The 22,427-nt window shown below is 63.0% G+C and carries 20 protein-coding genes; 14 read left to right on the top strand and 6 right to left on the bottom strand.

What is annotated here, in order from left to right:
* The first annotated feature begins 57 nt into the window (after positions 1 to 57).
* The 14 genes from AAFL97_RS14865 (at position 58) to AAFL97_RS14800 (ending at position 15,440) form a co-directional block, all read left to right on the top strand.
* Entirely contained in the window at positions 58 to 1,398 is a 1,341-nt protein-coding gene (locus tag AAFL97_RS14865; RefSeq protein ID WP_341645585.1) for a Na(+)-translocating NADH-quinone reductase subunit A, read from the top strand.
* Between the two features lie 2 nt (positions 1,399 to 1,400).
* Positions 1,401 to 2,615, top strand: a complete 1,215-nt coding sequence (locus AAFL97_RS14860) for an NADH:ubiquinone reductase (Na(+)-transporting) subunit B (RefSeq protein WP_341645584.1) — start codon at positions 1,401 to 1,403, stop codon at positions 2,613 to 2,615.
* Positions 2,605 to 3,393, top strand: coding sequence for a Na(+)-translocating NADH-quinone reductase subunit C (locus AAFL97_RS14855; protein ID WP_341645583.1), 789 nt, complete (start codon positions 2,605 to 2,607; stop codon positions 3,391 to 3,393). Before AAFL97_RS14860 ends, AAFL97_RS14855 begins: the two co-directional genes overlap by 11 nt.
* Positions 3,394 to 3,395: 2 nt before the next feature.
* Positions 3,396 to 4,064: an NADH:ubiquinone reductase (Na(+)-transporting) subunit D gene (locus AAFL97_RS14850; RefSeq protein ID WP_341645582.1), complete on the top strand. Its 669-nt coding sequence runs from the start codon at positions 3,396 to 3,398 to the stop codon at positions 4,062 to 4,064.
* A 1-nt stretch (position 4,065) separates the two neighbouring features.
* Positions 4,066 to 4,674: an NADH:ubiquinone reductase (Na(+)-transporting) subunit E gene (gene nqrE / locus AAFL97_RS14845; RefSeq protein WP_341645581.1), complete on the top strand. Its 609-nt coding sequence runs from the start codon at positions 4,066 to 4,068 to the stop codon at positions 4,672 to 4,674.
* Between the two features lie 12 nt (positions 4,675 to 4,686).
* Positions 4,687 to 5,913, top strand: a complete 1,227-nt coding sequence (nqrF, locus tag AAFL97_RS14840) for an NADH:ubiquinone reductase (Na(+)-transporting) subunit F (protein ID WP_341645580.1) — start codon at positions 4,687 to 4,689, stop codon at positions 5,911 to 5,913.
* Positions 5,914 to 5,931: 18 nt separating this feature from the next.
* Entirely contained in the window at positions 5,932 to 6,153 is a 222-nt protein-coding gene (gene nqrM, locus AAFL97_RS14835; RefSeq protein WP_341645579.1) for a (Na+)-NQR maturation NqrM, read from the top strand.
* A gap of 101 nt (positions 6,154 to 6,254) precedes the next feature.
* Positions 6,255 to 7,565: an NAD(P)/FAD-dependent oxidoreductase gene (locus AAFL97_RS14830; RefSeq protein WP_341645578.1), complete on the top strand. Its 1,311-nt coding sequence runs from the start codon at positions 6,255 to 6,257 to the stop codon at positions 7,563 to 7,565.
* A gap of 182 nt (positions 7,566 to 7,747) precedes the next feature.
* Positions 7,748 to 8,530: a phosphate/phosphite/phosphonate ABC transporter substrate-binding protein gene (locus tag AAFL97_RS14825; RefSeq protein ID WP_341645577.1), complete on the top strand. Its 783-nt coding sequence runs from the start codon at positions 7,748 to 7,750 to the stop codon at positions 8,528 to 8,530.
* 18 nt (positions 8,531 to 8,548) lie between these two features.
* Complete coding sequence (locus AAFL97_RS14820) at positions 8,549 to 9,544, top strand: DUF2157 domain-containing protein (RefSeq protein WP_341645576.1); 996 nt, start codon at positions 8,549 to 8,551, stop codon at positions 9,542 to 9,544.
* Positions 9,541 to 10,593: a DUF4401 domain-containing protein gene (locus AAFL97_RS14815; RefSeq protein WP_341645575.1), complete on the top strand. Its 1,053-nt coding sequence runs from the start codon at positions 9,541 to 9,543 to the stop codon at positions 10,591 to 10,593. Before AAFL97_RS14820 ends, AAFL97_RS14815 begins: the two co-directional genes overlap by 4 nt.
* Positions 10,590 to 11,108, top strand: coding sequence for a GDYXXLXY domain-containing protein (locus AAFL97_RS14810; protein ID WP_341645574.1), 519 nt, complete (start codon positions 10,590 to 10,592; stop codon positions 11,106 to 11,108). The genes AAFL97_RS14815 and AAFL97_RS14810 overlap by 4 nt, the downstream gene beginning before the upstream one ends.
* Positions 11,109 to 11,258: 150 nt before the next feature.
* Positions 11,259 to 12,344 carry an efflux RND transporter periplasmic adaptor subunit gene (locus AAFL97_RS14805; RefSeq protein ID WP_263459789.1) on the top strand — a complete coding sequence of 362 codons (1,086 nt, stop codon included), beginning with the start codon at positions 11,259 to 11,261 and terminating at the stop codon, positions 12,342 to 12,344.
* 18 nt (positions 12,345 to 12,362) lie between these two features.
* Positions 12,363 to 15,440, top strand: a complete 3,078-nt coding sequence (locus AAFL97_RS14800; RefSeq protein ID WP_341645573.1) for an efflux RND transporter permease subunit — start codon at positions 12,363 to 12,365, stop codon at positions 15,438 to 15,440.
* 24 nt (positions 15,441 to 15,464) lie between these two features.
* On the opposite strand, the gene AAFL97_RS14795 is transcribed toward AAFL97_RS14800, so the two are convergent.
* From AAFL97_RS14795 to AAFL97_RS14770, 6 genes are read right to left on the bottom strand one after another with little or no spacing between them, the layout of a single operon-like run.
* Positions 15,465 to 15,677, bottom strand: a complete 213-nt coding sequence (locus tag AAFL97_RS14795; RefSeq protein ID WP_445954542.1) for a type I restriction endonuclease subunit R, EcoR124 family — start codon at positions 15,675 to 15,677, stop codon at positions 15,465 to 15,467.
* Positions 15,656 to 18,553: a type I restriction endonuclease subunit R gene (locus AAFL97_RS14790; protein WP_341645572.1), complete on the bottom strand. Its 2,898-nt coding sequence runs from the start codon at positions 18,551 to 18,553 to the stop codon at positions 15,656 to 15,658. The genes AAFL97_RS14795 and AAFL97_RS14790 overlap by 22 nt, the downstream gene beginning before the upstream one ends.
* Positions 18,550 to 19,029: a restriction endonuclease subunit S gene (locus AAFL97_RS14785; RefSeq protein ID WP_341645571.1), complete on the bottom strand. Its 480-nt coding sequence runs from the start codon at positions 19,027 to 19,029 to the stop codon at positions 18,550 to 18,552. Before AAFL97_RS14785 ends, AAFL97_RS14790 begins: the two co-directional genes overlap by 4 nt.
* Entirely contained in the window at positions 18,918 to 19,793 is an 876-nt protein-coding gene (locus AAFL97_RS14780; protein WP_341645570.1) for a restriction endonuclease subunit S, read from the bottom strand. The genes AAFL97_RS14785 and AAFL97_RS14780 overlap by 112 nt, the downstream gene beginning before the upstream one ends.
* Positions 19,790 to 20,806, bottom strand: a complete 1,017-nt coding sequence (locus AAFL97_RS14775) for a virulence RhuM family protein (protein WP_341645569.1) — start codon at positions 20,804 to 20,806, stop codon at positions 19,790 to 19,792. Before AAFL97_RS14775 ends, AAFL97_RS14780 begins: the two co-directional genes overlap by 4 nt.
* Complete coding sequence (locus tag AAFL97_RS14770; RefSeq protein WP_341645568.1) at positions 20,803 to 22,371, bottom strand: type I restriction-modification system subunit M; 1,569 nt, start codon at positions 22,369 to 22,371, stop codon at positions 20,803 to 20,805. The genes AAFL97_RS14775 and AAFL97_RS14770 overlap by 4 nt, the downstream gene beginning before the upstream one ends.
* Positions 22,372 to 22,427: the final 56 nt, after the last annotated feature.

Here is a 22,427-nt window from a genome sequence, read left to right as displayed (position 1 = left end):
GGCTGGATGCCGGCAGAGCTCGCCTTGTGCTGTTCAACCTCACTTCGGACTAAGCGAATGATCAGAATTAAACGCGGTCTGGACTTGCCCATCACCGGGGCGCCCGAGCAGCGTATCGAAGCCGCGAGGCCGGTGCGCAGCGTGGCGGTCATCGGCTTCGACTACCACGGTATGAAGCCGACGATGGCCGTTCAGGCAGGTGATCGGGTCAAGTTGGGCCAGGTACTGTTTTCCGACAAGAAGACGCCTGGCGTGCATTTCACGGCGCCGGGCGCCGGTGTCGTCAGTGCGATCCATCGTGGCGAGCAGCGGGTGCTGCAGTCGGTGGTCATCGAACTCGATGGTGACGAGGCGGTCGATTTCGCCCGCTATGCCGACGGGCAGCTGGATGGCCTGAGCGGCGAGCAGGTACGCGAGAACCTGCAGCAGTCCGGTCTATGGACCGCGTTGCGGACACGCCCCTACAGCAAGGTGCCGGCAGTCGACTCGACGCCGGCGTCGATTTTCGTCACCGCCATCGACACCCATCCGCTGGCGGCCGATCCGGCCGTGGTGATAACCGAGGCGGCGGAAGACTTCAGCCGCGGACTGCGTGTGCTGGCTCGCCTGGCCAAGGTTTTCCTGTGTACGGCGGAAGGCGCGAAGATTCCCGGCGCCGGCATCGCCAATGTGCAGGTCGAGGAGTTCGCCGGCCCGCATCCGGCCGGCCTGGCCGGTACCCACATCCATTTCCTCGATCCGGTCGATGCGCACAGGACGGTGTGGACGATCGGCTACCAGGACGTGATCGCCATCGGCCGCCTGTTCGTCAGCGGCCGCCTGCCGGTCGAGCGCATCGTCGCGCTGGGCGGCCCGATGGTCGACAAGCCGCGCCTGCTGCGTACCCGCCTGGGTGCCAGCCTGGACGAATTGACCGCCGGCGAGTTGAAGACCGGCACCAGGGTACGGGTGATCTCCGGCTCGGTGTTCGGCGGCCGCACTTCGCGCGGCGCCTGTGCCTGGCTGGGCCGCTACGACCAGCAGATCTCCTGCCTGGAAGAAGGCACCGAGCGCGAGTTCATGCATTACCTGCGCGCCGGGACGGACAAGCATTCGGTGATGAACCTGTACATCTCCAAGCTGATGTCGGGCAAGCTGTTCGATTTCACCACCAGCACCAACGGCAGTGAGCGGGCGATGATCCCGATCGGCAACTACGAGGAAGTGATGCCGCTCGACATGCTGCCGACCCAGCTGCTTCGCTACCTGATCATCGGCGATACCGACATGGCCCAGAAGCTCGGCTGCCTCGAACTCGATGAGGAAGACTTGGCGCTGTGCAGCTATGTCTGCGCGGGCAAGTACGAGTACGGTCCCATTCTGCGTGACAACCTCACGCGCATCGAGAAGGAGGGTTGAGCATGGGTCTGCGCGCCTGGCTCGACAGCATCGAGCCCCATTTCCACAAGGGCGGCCGCTACGAGAAGTGGTATGCCCTCTACGAGGCCATCGACACCGGCCTGTTCAAACCGGCCCATGTGACGAAGACCACCGCCCACGTGCGTGACGGCCTCGACCTGAAGCGCATGATGATCACGGTCTGGCTGTGCGCCTTTCCGATGATGTTCGCCGGCATGTGGAACGTCGGCCAGCAGGCCAACACCATCTATGCCGCCACTCCCGATCTGTTCGCTGCCCAGGACAACTGGCGCCTGGCGCTGATCGCGCTGTTCGCCGGGTTCGATCCGGGAAGCGTATGGGACAACATGGTGCACGGTGCGGCCTACTTCATCCCGATCTATGCCGTCACCTTCATCGTCGGCGGCTTCTGGGAAGTGCTTTTCGCCGCGGTGCGCAAGCACGAGGTCAATGAGGGTTTCTTCGTCACTTCGGTGCTGTTCGCGCTGAGCCTGCCGCCGTCGATTCCGCTGTGGCAGGTGGCGCTCGGCATCAGCTTCGGCGTCGTCATCGGCAAGGAGGTGTTCGGCGGTTCGGGCAAGAACTTCCTGAATCCGGCGCTGACCGGCCGCGCCTTCCTGTTCTTCGCCTATCCGGCGCAGATTTCGGGCGATGCGGTATGGACGGCGGTCGATGGCTTCACCAGCGCCACGCCGCTCAGCCTGGCCGCTGCCGGCGGCATCGAGGCGATCACCGTGGGCGGCCTGACCTGGTGGGACGCCTTCCTTGGCAACATGCAGGGCTCGATGGGAGAAACCAGCACGCTGGCGATCCTGATCGGCGGCGCCTTCCTGCTGGTCGCCAAGATCGCTTCGTGGCGCATCGTCGCCGGCGTGATGATCGGCATGATCGGCATGAGTCTGCTGTTCAATGCGATCGGTTCGGCTTCCAATCCCTTGTTCGCGATGCCCTGGCACTGGCACCTGGCGCTCGGCGGCTTCGCCCTGGGCATGATGTTCATGGCCACCGACCCGGTGTCCGCGGCGATGACCAATACCGGCAAGTGGATCTTCGGGGCACTGATCGGCGTCATGGTGGTGCTGATCCGCGTCGTCAACCCGGCATTCCCCGAGGGCATGATGCTGGCGATCCTGTTCGCCAACCTTTGTGCCCCCTTGATCGACCACTTCGTGGTCGCGGCCAACATCAAGCGGAGGGCTGCACGCCATGTCCCATAAGGAATCAACCAGCCGCACGCTGCTCGTCGCGCTGGCCGTCAGTCTGGTCGCCTCGGTCTTCGTCGCCGGCTCGGCCGTCGCGCTGAAGCCGGTGCAGATCGAGAACAGGCTGCTCGACAAGCAGCGCAGCATCCTCGCCATTGCCGGTCTCGGTGATGACAAGCTGTCGTCGCGCGAGGTCAAGGATCTCTTCAACAGCCGTATCAAGGCGCGCGTCGTCGATCTGGAAACCGGCGAATACCGCGACGACATCGACCCGATCACCTTCGATCCGCTCAAGGCCGCCAAGGACCCGAAGACCTCGGCCGTCCTCAAGGGCAGCGAGGACATCGCCCTGATCAAGCGGCGCGAGCAGTTCACCACGGTGTATATGGTCGAGCAGGACGACGGCCAGCTCGAATCGCTGATCCTGCCGATCCGCGGCTACGGCCTGTGGTCGACGCTGCATGGCTTCCTGGCGGTCAAGCCCGACCTCAACACCGTCGTCGGCCTCGGCTTCTACCAGCATGCCGAAACGCCGGGTCTCGGCGGCGAGGTCGATAATCCGAAGTGGAAGGGCATGTGGCCGGGCAAGACGCTGTTCGACGACAGCGGCAAGCCGATCATCAAGATCGTCAAGGGCGGCGTCGATCCGTCCAGCCCGGATGCCGGCCATCAGGTCGATGCGCTGGCCGGTGCCACGCTGACCACCAACGGTGTCGATAATCTGTTGCAATTCTGGCTCGGCGAGCAGGGCTTCGGCACCTATCTCGCCAGGCTGCGCCAGCAGGGAGCTTGATCATGTCCAAGCACACAGCCAAGGAAGTCCTCCTCAATCCCATCTTCGCCAACAACCCGATCGGGCTGCAGATTCTCGGCATCTGTTCGGCGCTGGCGGTCACCTCCAACCTCAAGACCGCCGTCGTGATGTCGGTCGCGCTGACGCTGGTGACGGGGTTCTCCAACCTGTTCATCTCGATGATCCGCACGCAGATCCCGGGCTCGATCCGGATGATCGTGCAGATGGTCATCATCGCCTCGCTGGTCATCGTGGTCGACCAGATCCTGAAGGCCTACGCCTTCACCCTGGCCAAGCAGTTGTCGGTGTTCGTCGGCCTGATCATCACCAACTGCATCGTCATGGGCCGCGCCGAAGCCTTCGCCATGCAGAACCCGCCCTGGATCTCCTTCCTCGACGGCATCGGCAACGGCCTCGGCTACAGCGTGATGCTGCTTGTGCTGGGGGTCATCCGCGAACTGTTCGGCGCCGGCAAGCTGTTCGGTATCGAGATCCTGCCGCTGATCAAGGATGGCGGCTGGTATCTGCCCAACGGCCTGCTGCTGCTGCCGCCCTCGGCCTTCTTCCTGATCGGCCTGATCATCTGGGCGCTGCGCACCTGGCGCGTCGAGCAGAAGGAAGAGCCGGCATTCCGTATGGCGCCCCAGGTCATCGAAAAGGAGGCCTACTGAGATGGAGCACTACATCAGTCTGTTCGTCCGGGCCGTGTTCATCGAGAACATGGCGCTGGCCTTCTTCCTGGGCATGTGCACCTTCATCGCGATCTCGAAGAAGGTCGAAACCGCCATCGGCCTCGGCATCGCCGTGGTGGTCGTGCAGGCCATCACCGTTCCGGCCAACTACCTGATCTACGCTTACCTGCTGCGTGACGGTGCCCTGGCCTGGGCCGGCCTGCCCGACGTCGATCTGTCCTTCCTCGGCCTGCTGTCCTACATCGGCGTCATTGCCGCGATCGTGCAGATCCTGGAAATGCTGCTCGACAAGTACGTGCCCAGCCTCTACAACGCGCTTGGCGTCTTCCTGCCGCTGATCACGGTCAACTGCGCGATCATGGCCGGTTCGCTGTTCATGGTCGAACGCGACTACAACTTCGGCGAAAGCGTCGTCTATGGCTTCGGCTCGGGGTTCTCCTGGGCGCTGGCGATCGCGCTGCTTGCCGGTATCCGCGAGAAGCTGAAGTACAGCGACGTGCCCGAAGGCCTGCAGGGCCTGGGCATCGTCTTCATCACCATCGGGCTGATGTCGCTGGGCTTCATGTCCTTCTCCGGCGTTCAACTGTAAGGAGGGGCAGGCATGAACATCCAGGAAATCCTGCTTGCCATCGGCATGTTCACCGCCATCGTGCTGGCGCTGGCGGTGTTCATCATCGCCGCCCGCGCCAAGCTGGTGTCGAGCGGCGACGTCGAGATCGAGATCAACCACGAGCGCAAGATCACCGTGCCGGCCGGCGGCAAGCTGCTGCAGACGCTGGCCGAAAACGACATCTTCCTGTCCTCGGCCTGCGGCGGCGGCGGCACCTGCGCCCAGTGCAAGTGCCAGGTGTTCGAAGGCGGCGGCGAGATGCTGCCGACCGAAGAGTCGCACTTCACCAAGCGCCAGGCCAAGGCCGGCTGGCGCCTGTCCTGCCAGACCCCGGTCAAGCAGAGCATGAAGATCGAAGTGCCGGAGGAAGTGTTCGGCGTCAAGAAGTGGGAATGCACGGTCGAGTCCAACCCGAACGTCGCCACCTTCATCAAGGAGCTGACGCTGCGCCTGCCCGAAGGCGAGAACGTCGATTTCCGCGCCGGCGGCTACGTCCAGCTCGAATGTCCGCCGCACGTCGCCAACTACAAGGACTTCGACATCCAGCCGGAATACCGCGGCGACTGGGACAAGTTCGACATGTGGCGCTACGTGTCGAAGGTGAACGAGACCGTCATCCGCGCCTATTCGATGGCGAACTACCCGGAAGAAAAGGGCGTGGTCAAGTTCAACATCCGCGTCGCCACGCCGCCGCCGGGCCGCGACGACATCCCGCCGGGCAAGATGTCGTCCTTCGTCTTCAACCTGAAACCGGGCGACAAGGTCACCGTTTATGGCCCCTTCGGCGAGTTCTTCGCCCGCGACACCGACCACGAGATGGTCTTCGTCGGCGGCGGTGCGGGCATGGCGCCGATGCGCTCGCACATCTTCGACCAGTTGAAGCGCCTCAATTCCAAGCGCAAGATCAGCTTCTGGTACGGCGCCCGTTCGATGCGCGAAGCCTTCTATGTCGAGGAGTTCGACAAGCTGGCCGAGGAGAATCCGAACTTCACCTGGCACCTGGCGCTGTCCGACCCCCTGCCGGAGGACAACTGGACGGGCTACACCGGTTTCATCCACAATGTGCTGTACGAGAACTACCTCAAGGACCATCCGGCGCCGGAGGACTGCGAGTTCTACATGTGCGGCCCACCGATGATGAACACCGCCGTCATCAACATGCTGCTGGATCTCGGCGTCGAGCGCGAGAACATCATGCTCGACGACTTCGGCGGCTGAGGCCGACAGGAGGCCATCATGCAAATGTTCCTGGTCACTTTCGGGATCATCGTCCTGCTGGTGCTGCTCATGGCGATCGGTGTGCTCTTCGGGCGCAAGCCGATCGCCGGCAGTTGCGGCGGCTACAAGGCGCTCGACATCGAGTGTGCCGCCGGCTGCAAGAATCCCTGTGAGAAGCGCCGGGCGCGGATGAAGGCACAGGCAGAAGCTCAGGCACAGGCGGGGGCGCAAAGGCACTGAGCAGCTCGGGCGGCGCGACCCGGGCGTGGCCGGGTCGCGCTGGCAGCGAGCAGCGAGAGTGGTTATTCTCCATTTCCGATCCAGCGGAGTTCGAGGAAAAAATGGAGAAAGCCCGGAGTGACAGTATTGTCGTCATCGGCGGTGGTGCAGGCGGGCTGGAGCTGGTCTGCAAGCTCGGAAGAAAGCTCGGCCGCGGCAGGGTGGTTCTCGTAGAGCGGAATCTCACCCACATCTGGAAACCCACGCTTCACGAAGTTGCCGCCGGCACATTGGATATGAACCAGGAAGGCCTGTCGTATCCGATGCTCGCGTACCAGAACAACTTCACTTTCGTATATGGGGCCTTCTCCGGCATCGATCTCGCGGCGAGTGAAATCGTCGTATCGGCATCGGGGGGCGAAGATGGCGGGCTCGTGTATCCCGAGCGCAGGATCAAGTTCTCCAGGCTCTGCATTTCCGTCGGCAGTACGTCGAACTACTACAACACGCCCGGAGCGGACGAGAACACCATCTCGCTGAACAGTCCCCGGGACGCGGATCGCTTCAGGGCCGAAATGATGGCCCAGATGGTTCGTGCGGAAAACGAGAAAGCCAAAGGCAATTCGGGCACCATCGACGTGGTGATCATCGGCGGCGGTGCCACCGGCGTCGAACTTGCGGCCGAACTGCGTGAAGCGGGTGGAATCTATGCGAACTACGGCTTCACCCATCTGGAGCCCAATACCGATGTGAGGATCACCTTGCTCGAAGGCTCCAGCCGCATTCTGGCGCCGCTGAGCGAGCGGGTTTCCAATGGGGCAACCCATCTCCTCGCCAAGAGAAACATTCAAGTGGTGACGGATTGCCGCGTCAGCCGAATAGAGAAGGACCACCTGCTCGACGCGAACGGGAAAAGATACGATTTCGACATGTGCGTCTGGGCCGCGGGGATCAAGGCGCCGGACTTTCTTGCCTCGCTGGGATTCCCGACGAACAGGATCGGGCAGCTCGAAGTGACGGACAGATTGAACGTCGAGGGCCATGAGCACATCCATGCCCTCGGCGACTGCGCTTCGTGCATGCAGGCCGACGGCAAGCCCGTTCCGCCGAGGGCGCAGGCCGCGCATCAGCAGGCGGATTACGTCTTCAAGGCAATCATGAGCGCCGTCGAGGGGCGTGAGCCCGTGAAGCAGCCCTACTGCTACAAGGATCATGGCTCCCTGGTTTCATTGGGTACGCAGACCAGCGTGGGCAGCCTGATGGGCTCATTGACCGGCGGGACGCTGTTCGTCGATGGCCTCTTCGCACGCTGGCTCTACATCAGCCTGCACCTGATGCATCACAAGGCCATTCTCGGTTTTGGCCGCACGGCGGTGCTGGCAATTGCCAGAGTGCTCGTCAAGAGAAGTACGGCATTGGTCAAGCTGCACTGATCCGCCTGCTTCTCGCCATCCTGCGGCCGCGTGACGGAATGCACATTCCGTCCGCGGCCATGGCTGCGATCATGGGCAATCCGTTCCAGGCCAATGATTCCCACTCCAGGTACCGGCTGCGCATGAAAACTCCTTCGTTTCGCCATCTCGTCCCGTCGCTTGCAATTCTTGCGGCAATCTCCGTGAGCCCCCCGCCGGCCGTGGCACAGGAAGTGAAGCCGATTGCGCTGGCCGTCAGCGAAGGCACTTCGGGTGGCATCGATGCTGCGGCGGGCCGCAAGAAATACGCGCCGATGGCGGACCGCCTGTCGGCCGCACTCGGCAGGAAGGTCGAAGTCGTTTTCGTGCGCGAATTCGCCGAGCTGGAAAAGGGCATGAAGGACGGCCGTTTCGATTTCGTCGTTGCCCGTCCGTCCGACTATCCGGCGCGCGGCCTGCGCGACTACGGCTACCAGTACGTCGCCAATGCCGAGCCCGAGGGGCATTGCATGCTGGCCGTGCCAGCCGGCTCGCCGATCCGGACGCTCGCGCAACTGCGCGGCAAGACCTTCGTGCTGCCGGAGGAAGTCGCCTACATGACGCGCTTCTGCCGTGCCGAATTGCGCGACAAGGGGATCGACCTGGCGAAGGAGAAGGTTTTCTACGTGCGAGAACAGGGCGCGATCCCGTTCGGCCTGGAAAACGGCATCGTCGATGTCGGCGGCATGGCGTCCTATTCCGGGGCGATCCGCCAGTGGCGGGAGAAGGGACACCGCGTGCTGCACGAATCGGTCGGTCAACCCTACATGCCCGTCGTCGCCGGCCCCCGGGTATCGGCCGAGGCGCTGGATTTGGCACGTGTGACGCTGCTCGGGCTGTCTGCGGACGAACAGGGCAGGGCTTTCCTGCGCCAGCTCGGGATCGACGGCTTCACTGCAGACGGTGAAGAGCGCCTGCGTGCCTTGCTGGAATGGCTGGGGGTTTGAGTCGGGCTTCCCTTCTTCATGAACTGGTCTTTCGCACAACGCGCGCAGATATTCCGCCTTGCCGAGGCGGGTGGGCTGACACCGGCACAACTTGTGCGGGCGGCGGCCTGCGGACCCTTGCAGCCTGAGCCTGACGACTGGCAGCGGATGCTCGACCGTTTGCTGGCTTTCGGCGGTGCCTTGCTGTTGGGCGCCGGCGTGGTGTTCTTCTTTGCCTGGAACTGGGATGCACTGCATCGCTTCGCCAAGTTCGGCCTGGCGGCTGCGGCCTTGCTGGCTTGCGGAGCCACGGCCTTGTGGGCGGCGCCGCGCGGGATCGTGTTCCGGGCGGCGCTGTTCGGCGCCTGCATTGCCACCGGCGCGCTGCTGGCGCTGATCGGCCAGACTTACCAGACCGGCGCGGACGTGTGGGAGCTGTTCGCGGCCTGGGCGGCGCTGATGCTGCCTTTCGTGCTGCTGTCGCGTTCGGCGGCCAGCTGGACGCTGTGGCTGGTGGTGGCGAACATGGCCTTGCTGCGCGCGCTCTCGCAGGCGGGGTCGATGGGCCTCTGGGGCTACCTCGACGGCTTGTTCGGCCTGTATTCGCTGTTGCTGGTGGCGGGATTGAACCTGGTGGTGTTGCTGGCCTTCGAGTGCCTGGGGCGCTGGCTGCTGGTCGATGCGCAGCGCTGGATGGCGCGGCTGGCGGCGCTGGGGGTGGTGGCACCCTTGTGCGTGGCGGCGGTGCTGGGCTGGTTCGAGGCTGATTTCCGGCCGGGGCTGACGGTGTTTGCGCTGGCCGCGCTTGCGGGTGGCGTGGTGTATGGCCTGTGGCGGCGGGATGTCGCGATCCTGGCCTTGCTCGCCTACGCGGCGATTGCGGTGCTGACCGCAGGGCTGCTGCGCGTGCTCGATACATACGATTTTGCCGCCTTGAACGTCCTCGGGCTGTTCGTGATCCTTGCCTCCAGCGCCGCAGGCTGGGCGCTGATGCGGCTCCATCGCGAGGCTGGCGACAGCGGGAGCGGATCATGAGCGTGCCTGAACCGGCGGGCGGCGGCAGGCTTGCCGATCTGCTGCGCGAGCGCGGCATCGTCGATGAGGCGGAGCAGCCGGTGCTGCCGGCGCAGCAATCCGGGCCCTGGTGGTTGATGCTGTTGCAGGCGCTGGCGGCATGGCTGGCGTCGCTGCTGATCGTGGCGGGGCTGGTGCTGCCCGCGGTCGGCCTCGGTACGGCGGGGACCGGTGTGATGGGCGGCGTGTCGTGCATCGCCGCGGTCGCGCTGTTCCGACGCGGTGCCCTGTTCACCGACCAGATGGGGCTGGCCTTGTCGCTGGCGGGGCAGGGATTGCTGATGTGGACGGCGGACGAATGGTTCGAGCCCGGTGCCTGGCGTCAGATGGCGGGCGTGGGCGTGCTGGTGAGCGGGGCGATGCTGCTGCCGCGGGCGAGCCGGCTGCACCGGATCGTGTGTGCGCTGCTGCTGAGCCTTGCGCTCGGCGTGCTGATCGGGCCGGGGCTTGCGTGCGAGCTGTTCGGCATCGCGCTGATGGCGGCGGCGATACTGGCTTGTGCCACTCGCGAGCGCTGGGCGGCGCAGCCTTGGGGCGGTCTGCTCGGCGCGGTGGCACTGGCTTTGGGTCTGGCTGCGCTGATGTTGCCGCCTTTGCTGTCGCGGGCGCGAGCCGATTTCCCGTTCGATGGCCCGGAACCCGGCAGCCCGATGATCTGGCTGGCGATCGGTGCTGCGCTGGTGCTGGTCGCCTTGCTCGGCCATCTGCTGCGGGCAGCTTCTCCCGGGCTGCAACTGGCGGCGGGCGGGCTCGCGCTGTCGTGGGCGCTGGTGTTCCACACCGCGCCGGGCCTGATCGTGGCCGTCGGCGTATTCATTGCCGCCTTCCAGGCCAGCCAGCGCACGCTGGCGGGATTTGCGCTGTTGGCGGCGGTGCTGTACGTGGGCGAGTTCTACTATCTGCTCGACGTGAGCCTGCTGCGCAAATCCGGCCTGCTGGTGCTGGGCGGCGCGGTCTTGCTGGCCTTGCGCGCCTGGGTGCTGCGCACTGCCGCGGGAGCGCGGACATGAGCAATCGGAGCTGGCTGCGCATTGCCGTCGTTGCGGCGATGGCGCTGGTGCTGGGCGTGTCGCTGAAGGCGATCCTCGACCGCGAGCGCACGCTGGCGCAAGGCCGCGTCGTGCTGCTGGAACTGGCGCCGGTCGATCCGCGCTCGCTGATGCAGGGCGACTACATGGCGCTGCGCTTCGCCATCGACCGCGGCTTGACGGCGCTGGGGGACGAGAGCGAGGTGCGTGACGGCCCGCCTGCGACTTACGCCGTGCTGGCGCTGGATACCGATGGCCGCGCCCGGCTGGCGGGCGTTGCCGATGCGCTGCCGGCCGCCGACACGGTGGCGATGCGCATCCGCTGGCAGGATGGCGGCCCCACGGTCGGGCCGAACGCCTTCTTCTTCCAGGAAGGCACGGCCGAAACCTACGAAGCCGCGCGCTGGGGAGAGTTCCGCGTGGCGCCGGACGGCAGTGCGCTGCTGACGCATCTGCGCGACGAGGCGCTGACACGGTTGGGCGAGCAGCGGCGCTGAGGCCGCCTGCGGTGGCCGGCCGTGGCAGGCGTCACGGGCGCATGAACTTGCACCATCTCCGCGGTGTCTGCTTTCAGCAGCGCGGTACTTGCCTGTGGGACAATCGCAGCGCCGTGTTTCGTTCTCATTCTCGTCTCCCGCTGGATTGCCATGTCGTCTCGCCGCCCCGTCATCGTCGCCCTGTGCACCATCGGCCTTGCCGGCCTGGCGGCTTACGCATGGTATGCCAACCAGCCGCGCAGCACGCCGGCGGACACTCTGCTGGCGGTGGAGGCGCCGGTGGTGGTCGAAGTGGCGAGAGTGGAAAGGCGGGCGATGGCCGACGACGTCACTGCCGTCGGTTCGCTGGTGTCCAATGAATCGGTGGTGCTGCGGCCCGAAGTGGCGGGGCGCATTTCGCGCATCGCCTTCCGCGACGGCGAGCCGGTCAGGCGCGGCGACGTGCTGGTCGAGCTGGATGCGGCGGTGCAGCGTGCCGAACTGCAACAGGCCCAGGCCAACCTGACGCTGGCCGAAGCCAATTTCCGCCGCAGCGAAGACCTGTTCGCGCGCAAGTTCGTCAGCCAGAGCAGCCGCGACAATGCCCGCGCCGAACTCGAAGTGGCGCGTGCCGGTGTCGCGCTGGCGCGGGCGCGGCTGGAACGCACGCAGCTTCGGGCGCCTTTCGACGGCGTGGTCGGCATCCGCAGCGTCAGCCCGGGCGATTACGTCAAGGACGGCGATGCGCTGATCAACCTCGAGGACATCGCCCGGCTGAAGGTGGATTTCCGCCTGCCCGAGCTTTATCTCGACCGTGTGAAACCCGGCCAGACGCTCGAGCTGAGCAGCGACGTATTGCCCGGCGGCAGCTTCGCCGCGCGGGTGGATGCGATCGATCCGCTGGTCGATGCCCAGGGCCGCGCGGTGCGCCTGCGCGCCAGCCTGGCCAACCCCGAAGGCCGCCTGCGTCCCGGCGTGTTCGTGCGCGTGCGGCTGATCCTGGCCGAACGGCCCGAGGTGCTGGTGGTGCCGGAAACGGCGCTGGTGCCGGCGCCCGGCAACGTGCAGTTCGTCTATCGGGTGGTGGATGGCAAGGCGCAGCGGGTGGACGTGCGCACCGGCATGCGGCGCGAGACGATGGTGGAAATCACCGACGGCCTGGATGCCGGGGCGGAGGTGGTCACCGCCGGCCAGCTCAAGCTGCGCGACGGTGCGCCGGTGAACGTGCTGCAGGGCTCCTTGGCCGGCGCCGCCTGAGCGACGGGAGCCGCGAAGATGGTCATTTCCGATATCTGCATCAAGCGCCCGGTGTTCGCCACCGTGCTGTCGCTGCTGGTGCTGCTGGTGGGGCTGATGTCGTACTCGCGGCTGACGGTGCGCGAGTACCCCAACATCGACGAACCGGTGGTGACGGTCGATACCACCTACCGCGGCGCCAGCGCGGCGATCGTCGAATCCCAGGTGACGAAGCCGCTGGAAGATTCGCTGGCCGGCATCGAGGGCGTGGACGTGCTGTCGTCGATCAGCCGCCAGGAGCGCAGCCAGATCACCGTGCGCTTTCGCATCGAGCGCAATGCCGACAGCGCCGCCGCCGACGTGCGCGACCGCGTGTCGCGCGTGCGCCGCCGCCTGCCCGACGACGTCGACGAGCCGGTGATCGCCAAGGTCGAGGCCGACGCCAACCCGATCATCTGGGTGGCGTTTTCGTCCGATCGCCATTCCCCGCTGGAAATGAGCGACTTCGCCAACCGTGTCATCAAGCCGCGCCTGCAGACCCTGCCGGGCGCGGCGGATGCGCGCATGTTCGGCGAGCGGCGCTATTCGATGCGGATCTGGCTGGACCGCGAGCGCCTGGCGGCGTTCGGCCTGACCGTGCAGGAGGTGGAGAACGCCATCCGCGGCCAGAACGTGGAACTGCCCGCCGGCCGCATCGAAAGCAGCCAGCGCGAGTTCACCGTGGTGGCGCGCACCGACCTGGCGCAGATAGACGAGTTCGAGGCGGTGGTGGTGCGCCAGCCGGCCAATGCGGCCGACTACCCGGTGCGCATCCGCGACATCGGCCGCGTCGAGGTGGCGCCGGAGAACGAACGCTCGTCGGTGCGCTTCATGGGCCGGCCGTCGATCTCGCTCGGGCTCATCAAGCAGGCCACCGCCAATCCGCTCGATCTCAAGCGCGGGCTGGAAGAGATGCTGCCGCGGCTGGAGCACGAACTGCCCGAAGGCATGTCGATGACGATCGCCAACGACACCACGGTGTTCATCGAGCGTTCGATCGACGCGGTGTTCTCGACGATCTGGGAGGCGGTGCTGCTGGTGGCGGCGGTGTGCCTGTTCTTCCTGCGCAACTGGCGTGCGATGCTGGTGCCGCTGGTGACGATTCCGGTGTCGCTGGTGGGCGTGTTCACGCTGATGTTCGCGCTGGGCTTTTCGATCAACACGCTGACGCTGCTCGCGCTGGTGCTGGCGATCGGCCTGGTGGTGGACGACGCCATCGTGGTGCTGGAGAACATTTACCGCCATATCGAGGAAGGCATGGCGCCGGTGGCCGCCGCCTTCCAGGGCGCGAAGGAGATCGGCTTCGCCGTGGTGGCGATGACGATCACGCTGGCGGCGGTGTATGCGCCGGTGGCTTTCATGACCGGGCGCACCGGCAAGCTGTTCACCGAGTTCGCGCTGACGCTGGCCGGCGCGGTGATCGTGTCCGGCTTCGTCGCGCTGACGCTGTCGCCGATGATGTGCTCCAGGCTGCTGCGCCACGAACGCAGCCATGGTCCGATCTACAACGCCGTCGAAGGCTTCCTGAACTGGCTCACCGAAGGCTACCGCAGCCTGCTGGCGGCGTCGCTGAAAGTACGCTGGCTGGTGATGCTGGCGTTCGTGCTGGTGGCGGGGACCTCGGTGCTGCTGCTGGGGCAGTTGAAGAACGAACTGGCGCCGCTGGAAGACCGCGGCCGGGTGGTCGGCATGTTCAACGGCCCCGAAGGTTCGACCATCGACTACATGTCGCGCTATGCGCTGGAGATCGAGCGCATCTATGCCAGCCTGCCGGAAGTCGACCGCTATCTGGTCATCACCGGCAACCCCACGGTGTCGCAGGGCATTTCCTTCGTCGGCTTCACCGACTGGAGCGAGCAGGAACGCGGCGCGGCGCAGATCGCCGAAGAGCTGGGACCCAGGCTGAAGGCGATTCCGGGCGTGAACGCCTTCCCGGTGATGCCGGCCTCCTTCGGCCAGAGCCCGCGTTCGCGGCCGCTCAGCTTCGTGGTGTCGACGTCCGAATCCTATGACGAACTCGCCCGCCATGCCGAGGCGATCCTGGACGAGATGCGCGGCAACCCGGGCCTCGTCTCGCCCGACACCGACCTCAAGCTGACGTTGCCGGAACTGTCGGTCGAGGTCGACCGCGACCGCGCCGCGGACCTGGGGGTGCCGGTCGACGTCATCGGCCGCACGCTGGAAACCATGCTCGGCGGCCGCCAGGTGACGCGCTACAAGAAGGATGCCGAACAGTACGACGTGATCGTGCAGGTCGGCGCCGTCAGCCGCACCGATCCCCACGACATCAGCGACATCTTCGTGCGTGCCCGCAATGGCGACATGGTGCCGCTGGCCAACGTGGTGAAAGTCAGCGAGGCGGTGGCGCCGCGCGAACTGAACCACTTCGGCCAGCGCCGCTCGGTGACGATCTCGGCCAGCCTCGCGCCCGACTACGCGCTGGGCGAGGCCTTGCAATGGATGGAGCAGACCGCCGCGCGCCTGCTGCCGCCGGGCTACGCCACCGACTACGACGGCCAGTCGCGCGAGTTCAAGACCAGCTCGGCCAGCCTGGTGCTGGTGTTCATGCTGGCGCTGGCCTTCATCTACCTGGTGCTGGCGGCGCAGTTCGAGAGCTTCCGCGACCCCTTCATCATCATGCTGACCGTGCCGCTGTCGATGACCGGCGCGCTCGGCGCGCTGTGGCTGACCGGCGGCACGCTCAACGTCTATAGCCAGATCGGGCTGGTGACGCTGGTGGGCCTGATCACCAAGCACGGCATCCTGATCGTGGAATTTTCCAACCAGTTGCGCGAGCAGGGCCGCGAGCTGATGGACGCGGTGGTCGAAGCCGCGGTGCTGCGCCTGCGGCCGATCCTGATGACCACGGGCGCAATGGTGCTGGGCTCGGTGCCGCTCGCGCTGGCGACCGGCGCCGGCGCCGAGAGCCGCCAGCAGATCGGCTGGGTCATCGTCGGCGGCCTGCTGCTCGGTACTTTCTTCACGCTGTTCGTGGTGCCGACGGTGTATTCGCTGCTGGCGCGCAAGCAGCGCGAGGCGGTGGAGCCTGTGGCGGAAACGATTGACGCACGGACCTGATACGGAAGAATAGTCGGCCCTTGTTCAGCCCAACCCGAAGTAACGCTCGAAGAAGGTAGTGAGCCTGTCCAGCACCGACTGTTTCTTCGCCGAGTGCCGGTTGTTCCTAGAGAACCTCGAAACAGGCGGCAGTATCTTCGTAATGGCCGTGCCGGTGGCGGGAATGCCGCCATCGCGGAAGGCGTTGGCCATGAACACCTTTGTTTCTTCGAGGTTCAAGCCTTCATCGGCGATGATGTCGTCGAGTTCTTCAGCCTTCTTTCTGGCGACGAAAGCCTGCCACTCTGTGTCTCTCTGGCTTTCGGCGAGACGGAGTTCACGAAGGCTTCGATGAGATCTTTCTTGTTGCGCAGGGACGGGCTGGAATTGACTGCACGTTCGATGGATGCGCGGATTTCCTTGTCCTCGCCGCTGCCTTTGGCCTTGATGTAGCGTTCGACCAGCATCAGGATGTAATCGACGTTGATCTCGACCTGCATGATCAGCTCGATCTCGAATACCACGTCGTCGTTGATTGCCTCCTTCTCGGCCGTGGCTGTGTTGCGGAACTCGGCGTGGAGGTTCAGGTAGAGGCTCTGGTAATCCTGAAAATCCCGCGCGCTGAGGATTTCGTTGTCGGTGAAATCGTCGAAGGCGGTGAGGATGTTCTTCAAGCGCAGGATGGCGCTGAACAGCTTGATGAACGCCTTTTTCGCTGCCTCACCCACGATGGCAATGCCCAGCGGGAAACCATCCAGTAGCTCGGCGACTTTCTTCTGGTATTCCGCGTAGTAATCCGCATAGGGCTTGAGCAGCACGATGCCCTTGGCGTCCTTGTTGCCGAACAGCGCCAGCGCGTCGTTGGTTGCCTGTTCCAGATCGCGGAAGGACACGATATTGCCGTAGGTCTTGACCGAGTTCAGGATGCGATTGGTTCGCGAATAAGCCTGAATCAGCCCATGTGCTTTCAGGTTCTTGTCCACCCACAGGGTATTGAGTGTGGTGGCATCGAAACCGGTCAGGAACATGTTGACCACGATGACCAGGTCAAGCTCACGGTTCTTCAGGCGTTGGGACAAATCCTTGTAGTAATTCTGGAATTTGTCGGCGGAAGTGTCGTAGCTGGTGCCGAATAAGGCGTTGTAGTCCCTGACCGCCGCATCCAGAAAGTCGCGCGAGCCCTGGTCGAGAGCATCGGTTTCGAATTCCTCTTCGCCCAGCAGGCCGTCGGCGTCGTCCTCGTTGGCGGCAAAGCTGTAGATCAGGCCGACTTTCAGCCGCTGACCGGGGGGCATGTCTTCCTGCTGCCGCGCGAACTCGGTGTAGTAGCGCTTGGCTGCGTCGATGGACGCGGTGGCGAAGATGGAGTTGAAGCCGTTGAGACGCTGTTTGCTGCGGATTTCCTCGATCCTGTTTTTGCCGGCGATAACATCAGCCACGTTGGCGACAACGCCATGCACATAGCTGGCGCTCCCGTTGCGCTGGGTTTTCTGGTCGAAGTGTTCGCGGATGTAGCCGGCGATCTGCTCGATGCGTTCCGGCGCGAGCAGGGCTCGCTCGGTATCGATGGCGGGGACTTTCTTGTCCTTGATGCTTGCTGCCGTCTTGATGGTGTTGATGTAGTCGATGCGGAAGGGCAGCACGTTCTTGTCGTTGATGGCATCGACGATGGTGTAGGTGTGCAGCCTGTCGCCGAATGCCTGTGCCGTGGTGCGCAGATGCGGTTTGCCGGACGTGGCGGCATTGGCGGCAAAGATTGGCGTCCCGGTGAAGCCGAACAGATGGTAACGCTTGAATACACGGGTGATCTCGGTGTGCATGTCGCCGAACTGGCTGCGATGGCACTCGTCGAAGATCACCACCACATGCGCGTCGTAGACCGGGTGTTTCCGGCTTTTGGCAACGAAGCGGCTGAGCTTCTGGATGGTGGTGATGATGATGCGCGCGTCAGGGTCTTCCAGTTGTTTTTGCAGCACCGCCGTCGAGGTGTTGGAGTTGGCCGCGCCTTTCTCGAAGCGCTCGTATTCGCGCATGGTCTGGTAGTCCAGATCCTTGCGGTCAACGACGAACAGCACCTTGTCCACATTTGGCAGATTGCGCGCCAGTTGCGCTGCCTTGAAGCTGCTCAGCGTTTTGCCGCTGCCGGTGGTATGCCAGATGTAGCCGCCCGCCGCGACGGTGCCGAGTTGCCGATGATTGGTCGAGGTGGCAATGCGCAGCAGGATGCACTCGGCGGCAACGATCTGGTAAGGACGCATCACTAGCAGCTTGCGATCCACATCGAACACGCAGTAGCGGGTGAGGATGTTCAGCAGCGTGTGCTTGGCAAAAAAGGTCTTGGTGAAATCGGCCAGTTCGGTGATCGGCTGGTTCCTGGCGTCGGCCCACCAACTGGTGAAGGCAAAGCTGTTCGAGGTCTTGCTGCGCGTGCGCCGGCTGCTGCGCTGTTCGGCCAGATGGCCGTCGCGCGTGGTGTTGCTGTAATACTTGGTCAGCGTGCCGTTGCTGATGACGAACAGTTGAACGTACTCGAACAGGCCGGAGCCCGCCCAGAAGCTGTCGCGCTGGTAGCGATTGATCTGGTTGAAGGCTTCGCGAATGTCCACGCCCCGGCGCTTGAGTTCCACGTGTACCATCGGCAGGCCATTGACCAGGATGGTCACGTCATAACGATTGGCCCGCTTGCCTTCGATTTCGTACTGATTGATGACTTGCAGGCGGTTGTTGTGGATGTTCTGCTTGTCGATCAGGGCGATGTTCTTGAAGCTGCCGTCGTCACGCTTCAAGACCTGGATGTGATCTTCCTGAATGCGTGCGGTTTTCTCGACGATGCCGTCGTTGACCCCGGCGATCTTTTCGCTGAAGAACTGCTGCCATTCCCTGTCGCTGAAAGCGATCCGGTTCAGTGCCTCCAGTTGCCGGCGCAGGTTGGCGATGAGCTCGGCTTCGCTGGCGATGTGCAGGCGTTCGTAGGCTTGGGCCTCGAGGCGCTTGATGAAATCGTGCTCGAGTTCCGCTTCGGATTGATAGTGTGATTCACGCGTTTCACGCTGCTGATCGAATTCGGCGACGACGGTGCTTTCGCTGGACAGCGCAATCGGTTCGATGCGGTAGGGGGCGATTTTATCGCTCATACCGTCTCCTTGAAGCTCAGCAGGCGGTCGCGGTAGTGTTCGTACTGCTGGCGGCGGGCCTTGATTTCAGCGGGCAGGCCGGACGAAAGGTCGTTCACCAGTGCGTCGAATTTGTCGAGGATGGCGACGATGCGCTGTTGTTCTTCCAAGGGTGGAAGAGCAACAGGTATCCGATTCATATTTTTCTGGTTCAGCTTTGGCTGAGTTCCGCCAGTTACATATGCAGAAATGTCGACTGTTTGAAGATAGAAATAAAGAAAACGTAGATTTATCTCAGGCGAGCCGGCTGTCAAAACGTGAGCATGATTGTTAACCCAGATTTTTCCGACAGCCCAGTTGAGAACAGGAGAGCCATTCTTTTGAACTACGCTGCCGTCTTCTCCGACAAGTAAAAATGTTCCGTCAAATAGGTAGTCCGAAACGCGGTCTTGTACGCCATTGGCGCCATAATACGGAAATGCTCCACTTTCGCGCACAGATTTCGTGACGGGGCGACGTTTTGAGTCGTGATTGATTGTAATCTCACCCAAGGTTGCCCACCTCGTCGCTGTCTTGGCACGCTCCTTGCTCTCTCTCTCTCTCTCTCTCTCTCTCTCTCTCGATATTCGTTACTGAATGTCAGTAACTTGTCTCGATAGTATTTGTATTGCTGGCGCCGTGCTTCCAGCTCTGCTTTAAGCTCCATCTCCAACTCCGTTTCCAGCTTCGTGAAGGTGTCAAGCACTTTCACGATTTCACGCTGGACCTCGAGGGGTGGTGCTGGAATACGCACTTTTCCAAGATTTTCAGTTGAAATTGCGGAAACCTTGGACGAGGAAATGCGATGCCGAATTTGGCTGTGAAAATCGTTGGTTTGGGAAAAGTAGGCTACGAATTTCGGGTCAAGAGGGCTGCGGAAGGCATACAAGGCGTCGTGGATTACGACTTCATCGTTGCCGAGCCATGCAACCGATTTGCCAATATCCTCAATGGTTTCGCCCGCCGATACGAAAATAACATCGCCTGGGTGCGCAAAGCGCAGACGTGATGCCAGTGTTGGCTCGAGGTAGGAAAACGTTTCAGTAGCCCAAGCTCCATATTTTGTGTAGAGCTCCCCGTAATGGATGCAAGGGGTGCCGGCGTTGACCATGTCGGCTTTGACGAAGCGTTTGCCTCGAATGATCGTTCCAAGTTCGCCAAGCATTTTGATTGGTACTCCGCTTGGGCAGGCTTCGGCAATCAGCTCATCGATGCGGCTCATGGCTTTTTCTTCCCGGTAACTTTCTTCTGCACCGCCTTCACGGTTTCCAGGTACGCGGCTTCCACTTCAGAAGGCTGATCGGCCAGTTGGGCGCGGTATTTGGCGTATTCTCCTTCGGCATGGGCCAGCGCCTGCTGGTGGCTGACCTTGCCTGCACCTTGCAGGGTCTTGCCGCCCATGGCTGCGATCAGTTGCTCCAGATGCGTCAGCCAGTCCTTCATGTAGGTGGGCTCATGGTTCAGGGCACGGAATTCAGCGGCATCGAAGTAGGCCGAGACCAGGGTGTTGAGCCGTTTCAATTCATCTGCGTTCAGATAGTTCTTGGCGTTGCCCACTTCGGCCTTGGTGGGCTGTGAGCCGCCGAAGGAAAGCAGTCCCATGAAAGGTTTGCCGGCATCGGCGCGCTGCTTGACGACTTCCGCCGCGGTCTGGCCGTGGGCTGCGTAATGCAGCTTGTTCTGCACGGTCTTGAAGAAGGTGATGCTGGCTTCGGCCCTGGGGTCGTAATCGACGCTGGTGGCGTACAGGTCGAGCACCTGCCGATAGAGCACCTTCTCGCTGGAGCGGATGTCGCGGATACGATCGAGCAGCTCTTTCCAGTAGCTGCCGCCGCCCAGATTCTTCAGGCGGGTGTCGTCCATGGCGAAACCCTTGACCAGATATTCACGGAGTCGCTCGGTGGCCCAGATGCGGAATCGCGTGGCGATCTGCGAGCGTACCCGGTAGCCCAGCGAAATGATCAGATCGAGGTTGTAGAAGGGCAGGGCGCGGCTGACCTGTCGGTTCCCTTCGGTGCGAACCTGTCGGAATTCCCGACAGGTTGCCTCCTGGCTCAATTCACCCTCTGCGTAGATGTTGGCGATGTGCTCCACCACGTTGGTGCGCGATGTCTGAAACAGATCCGCCAGCTGCTGCTGGCTCAACCAGACCGTATCGCCGTCCAGCCGCACGTCGATGGTTGGAGCGTCGTCACGCTGATACACGATGATTTCGCCACCCGGTTGGTCGCTCATACCTGTTCGCCCTCCAGATCGGCCACGATGGCATCGATCTGCGTGCGCAATATTGACTGCCGTTCCACGATGCGGGTGATCTCGGCGTTGAGAGCCTGGATGTCCACTGCTTCGCTGGTGTCTTCCTGTTCGACGTAGGACGACACGGCAATGTTGTAGCCGTTGGTGGCGATGGCGGCGTTATCCACCAGCCGAGCAAAGTGGTCGATGTCCTTGCGGGCGATGAACGCATCCAGAATCTTCGTCTGGTTGCTGTCGGTCAGGCGGTTCTTGTTGCCGCTGCGCACGAATTCGGCGCTGGCGTCGATGAACAGGGTTGCGTTGTCGCGCTTAGATTTTTTCAACACGATGATGCAGGTAGCGATCGTGGTACCGAAGAACAGGTCAGGCGGCAACTGGACGACGGTGTCGACGTAGTTGTTGTCGATCAGGTACTGGCGAATCTTGCGCTCCGCGCCGCCGCGATACAGCACGCCGGGAAATTCGACGATGGCCGCTGTGCCGCTGGTTGCCAGCCAGCTCAGGATGTGCATCGTGAAGGCGAGGTCGGCCTTGCTCTTGGGTGCGAGCACGCCCGCGGGGGCGAAGCGCGGATCGTTGATGAGCAGCGGGTTGCTGTCGCCGTCCCATTTGATCGAATACGGCGGATTGGAGACGATGGCCTCAAAGGGTTCGTCGTCCCAATGAGCCGGATCGGTCAGTGTGTCGCCATGCGCGATGTCGAACTTCTCGTAGTTGATGTCGTGCAGGAACATGTTGATGCGGCACAGGTTGTATGTGGTCAGGTTGATTTCCTGGCCATAGAAGCCTTGTCGCACGTTGTTCGGCCCGAGTACCTTGGCGAATTTCAGTAGCAGCGAACCCGATCCGCAGGCCGGGTCATAGACCTTGTTGACTTCGGTTTTGCCGGCGACGGTGATGCGGGTCAGCAGTTCGGAGACTTCCTGCGGCGTGTAGAACTCGCCACCGGATTTGCCGGCCGTCGATGCGTACATCTGCATCAGGTATTCGTAGGCGTCGCCGAACAGGTCGATGGTGTTGTCGGTGAAGCTGCCCAGGGGCAGGTCGCCGATGGCGTCGAGCAGCTTGACAAGCTTTTCATTGCGCTTGGCGACAGTGGGGCCGAGCTTGCTGCTGTTGACGTCGAGATCGTCGAACAGGCCTTTGAAGTCGTCTTCGCTGTCCGCGCCGATGGCCGAGCCTTCGATGTCCTTGAATACGCGGGACAGGGTTTCGTTGAGGTTGACGTCGTGCCGTGCCCCCTGGCGCACGTTGGCAAACAGGTGAGAGGGCAGGATGTAGAAGCCTTTTTCCTTCACCGTCTCTCGTCGGCCTTGCTGGGCGTAGGCGTCGCTCAGGGCTGCGTAGTCGAAATCGAACTCACCAGCACGGTGAGCTTCGTCGTTCAGATAAGCGGTGAGGTTCTCCGAGATGAAGCGGTAGAACAGCATTCCGAGCACATAGCTCTTGAAATCCCAGCCATCCACGCTGCCGCGCAGATCGTTGGCGATGCGCCAGATGGTCTTGTGCAGTTCTGCACGTTCGGTTTCTTTGTTGTTGTTCACAGTCCGGGATGTCGAGCGATCAGAAACTTGAAGGGACGCCGCCACCAAAAAGAAAA

Origin of the sequence: Thauera sp. SDU_THAU2 (assembly GCF_038260575.1) — a bacterium.
Taxonomy (GTDB): domain Bacteria; phylum Pseudomonadota; class Gammaproteobacteria; order Burkholderiales; family Rhodocyclaceae; genus Thauera.
The sequence above is the reverse complement of the archived record's forward strand: the minus strand, read 5'-3'. Positions and strand labels throughout refer to the sequence as shown.

Bases quoted from the DNA above. Each gene is read 5' to 3' on its own strand.
- AAFL97_RS14830 (WP_341645578.1), top strand. From the start codon at position 6,255: ATGGAGAAAGCCCGGAGTGACAGTATTGTCGTCATCGGCGGTGGTGCA.
- AAFL97_RS14790 (WP_341645572.1), bottom strand. From the start codon at position 18,553: ATGAGCGATAAAATCGCCCCCTACCGCATCGAACCGATTGCGCTGTCC.
- AAFL97_RS14860 (WP_341645584.1), top strand. From the start codon at position 1,401: ATGGGTCTGCGCGCCTGGCTCGACAGCATCGAGCCCCATTTCCACAAG.
- nqrM (WP_341645579.1), top strand. From the start codon at position 5,932: ATGCAAATGTTCCTGGTCACTTTCGGGATCATCGTCCTGCTGGTGCTG.
- AAFL97_RS14850 (WP_341645582.1), top strand. From the start codon at position 3,396: ATGTCCAAGCACACAGCCAAGGAAGTCCTCCTCAATCCCATCTTCGCC.
- AAFL97_RS14810 (WP_341645574.1), top strand. From the start codon at position 10,590: ATGAGCAATCGGAGCTGGCTGCGCATTGCCGTCGTTGCGGCGATGGCG.
- AAFL97_RS14800 (WP_341645573.1), top strand. From the start codon at position 12,363: ATGGTCATTTCCGATATCTGCATCAAGCGCCCGGTGTTCGCCACCGTG.
- AAFL97_RS14780 (WP_341645570.1), bottom strand. From the start codon at position 19,793: ATGAGCCGCATCGATGAGCTGATTGCCGAAGCCTGCCCAAGCGGAGTA.
- AAFL97_RS14815 (WP_341645575.1), top strand. From the start codon at position 9,541: ATGAGCGTGCCTGAACCGGCGGGCGGCGGCAGGCTTGCCGATCTGCTG.
- AAFL97_RS14775 (WP_341645569.1), bottom strand. From the start codon at position 20,806: ATGAGCGACCAACCGGGTGGCGAAATCATCGTGTATCAGCGTGACGAC.
- AAFL97_RS14855 (WP_341645583.1), top strand. From the start codon at position 2,605: ATGTCCCATAAGGAATCAACCAGCCGCACGCTGCTCGTCGCGCTGGCC.
- AAFL97_RS14865 (WP_341645585.1), top strand. From the start codon at position 58: ATGATCAGAATTAAACGCGGTCTGGACTTGCCCATCACCGGGGCGCCC.
- nqrE (WP_341645581.1), top strand. From the start codon at position 4,066: ATGGAGCACTACATCAGTCTGTTCGTCCGGGCCGTGTTCATCGAGAAC.
- nqrF (WP_341645580.1), top strand. From the start codon at position 4,687: ATGAACATCCAGGAAATCCTGCTTGCCATCGGCATGTTCACCGCCATC.
- AAFL97_RS14820 (WP_341645576.1), top strand. From the start codon at position 8,549: ATGAACTGGTCTTTCGCACAACGCGCGCAGATATTCCGCCTTGCCGAG.
- AAFL97_RS14805 (WP_263459789.1), top strand. From the start codon at position 11,259: ATGTCGTCTCGCCGCCCCGTCATCGTCGCCCTGTGCACCATCGGCCTT.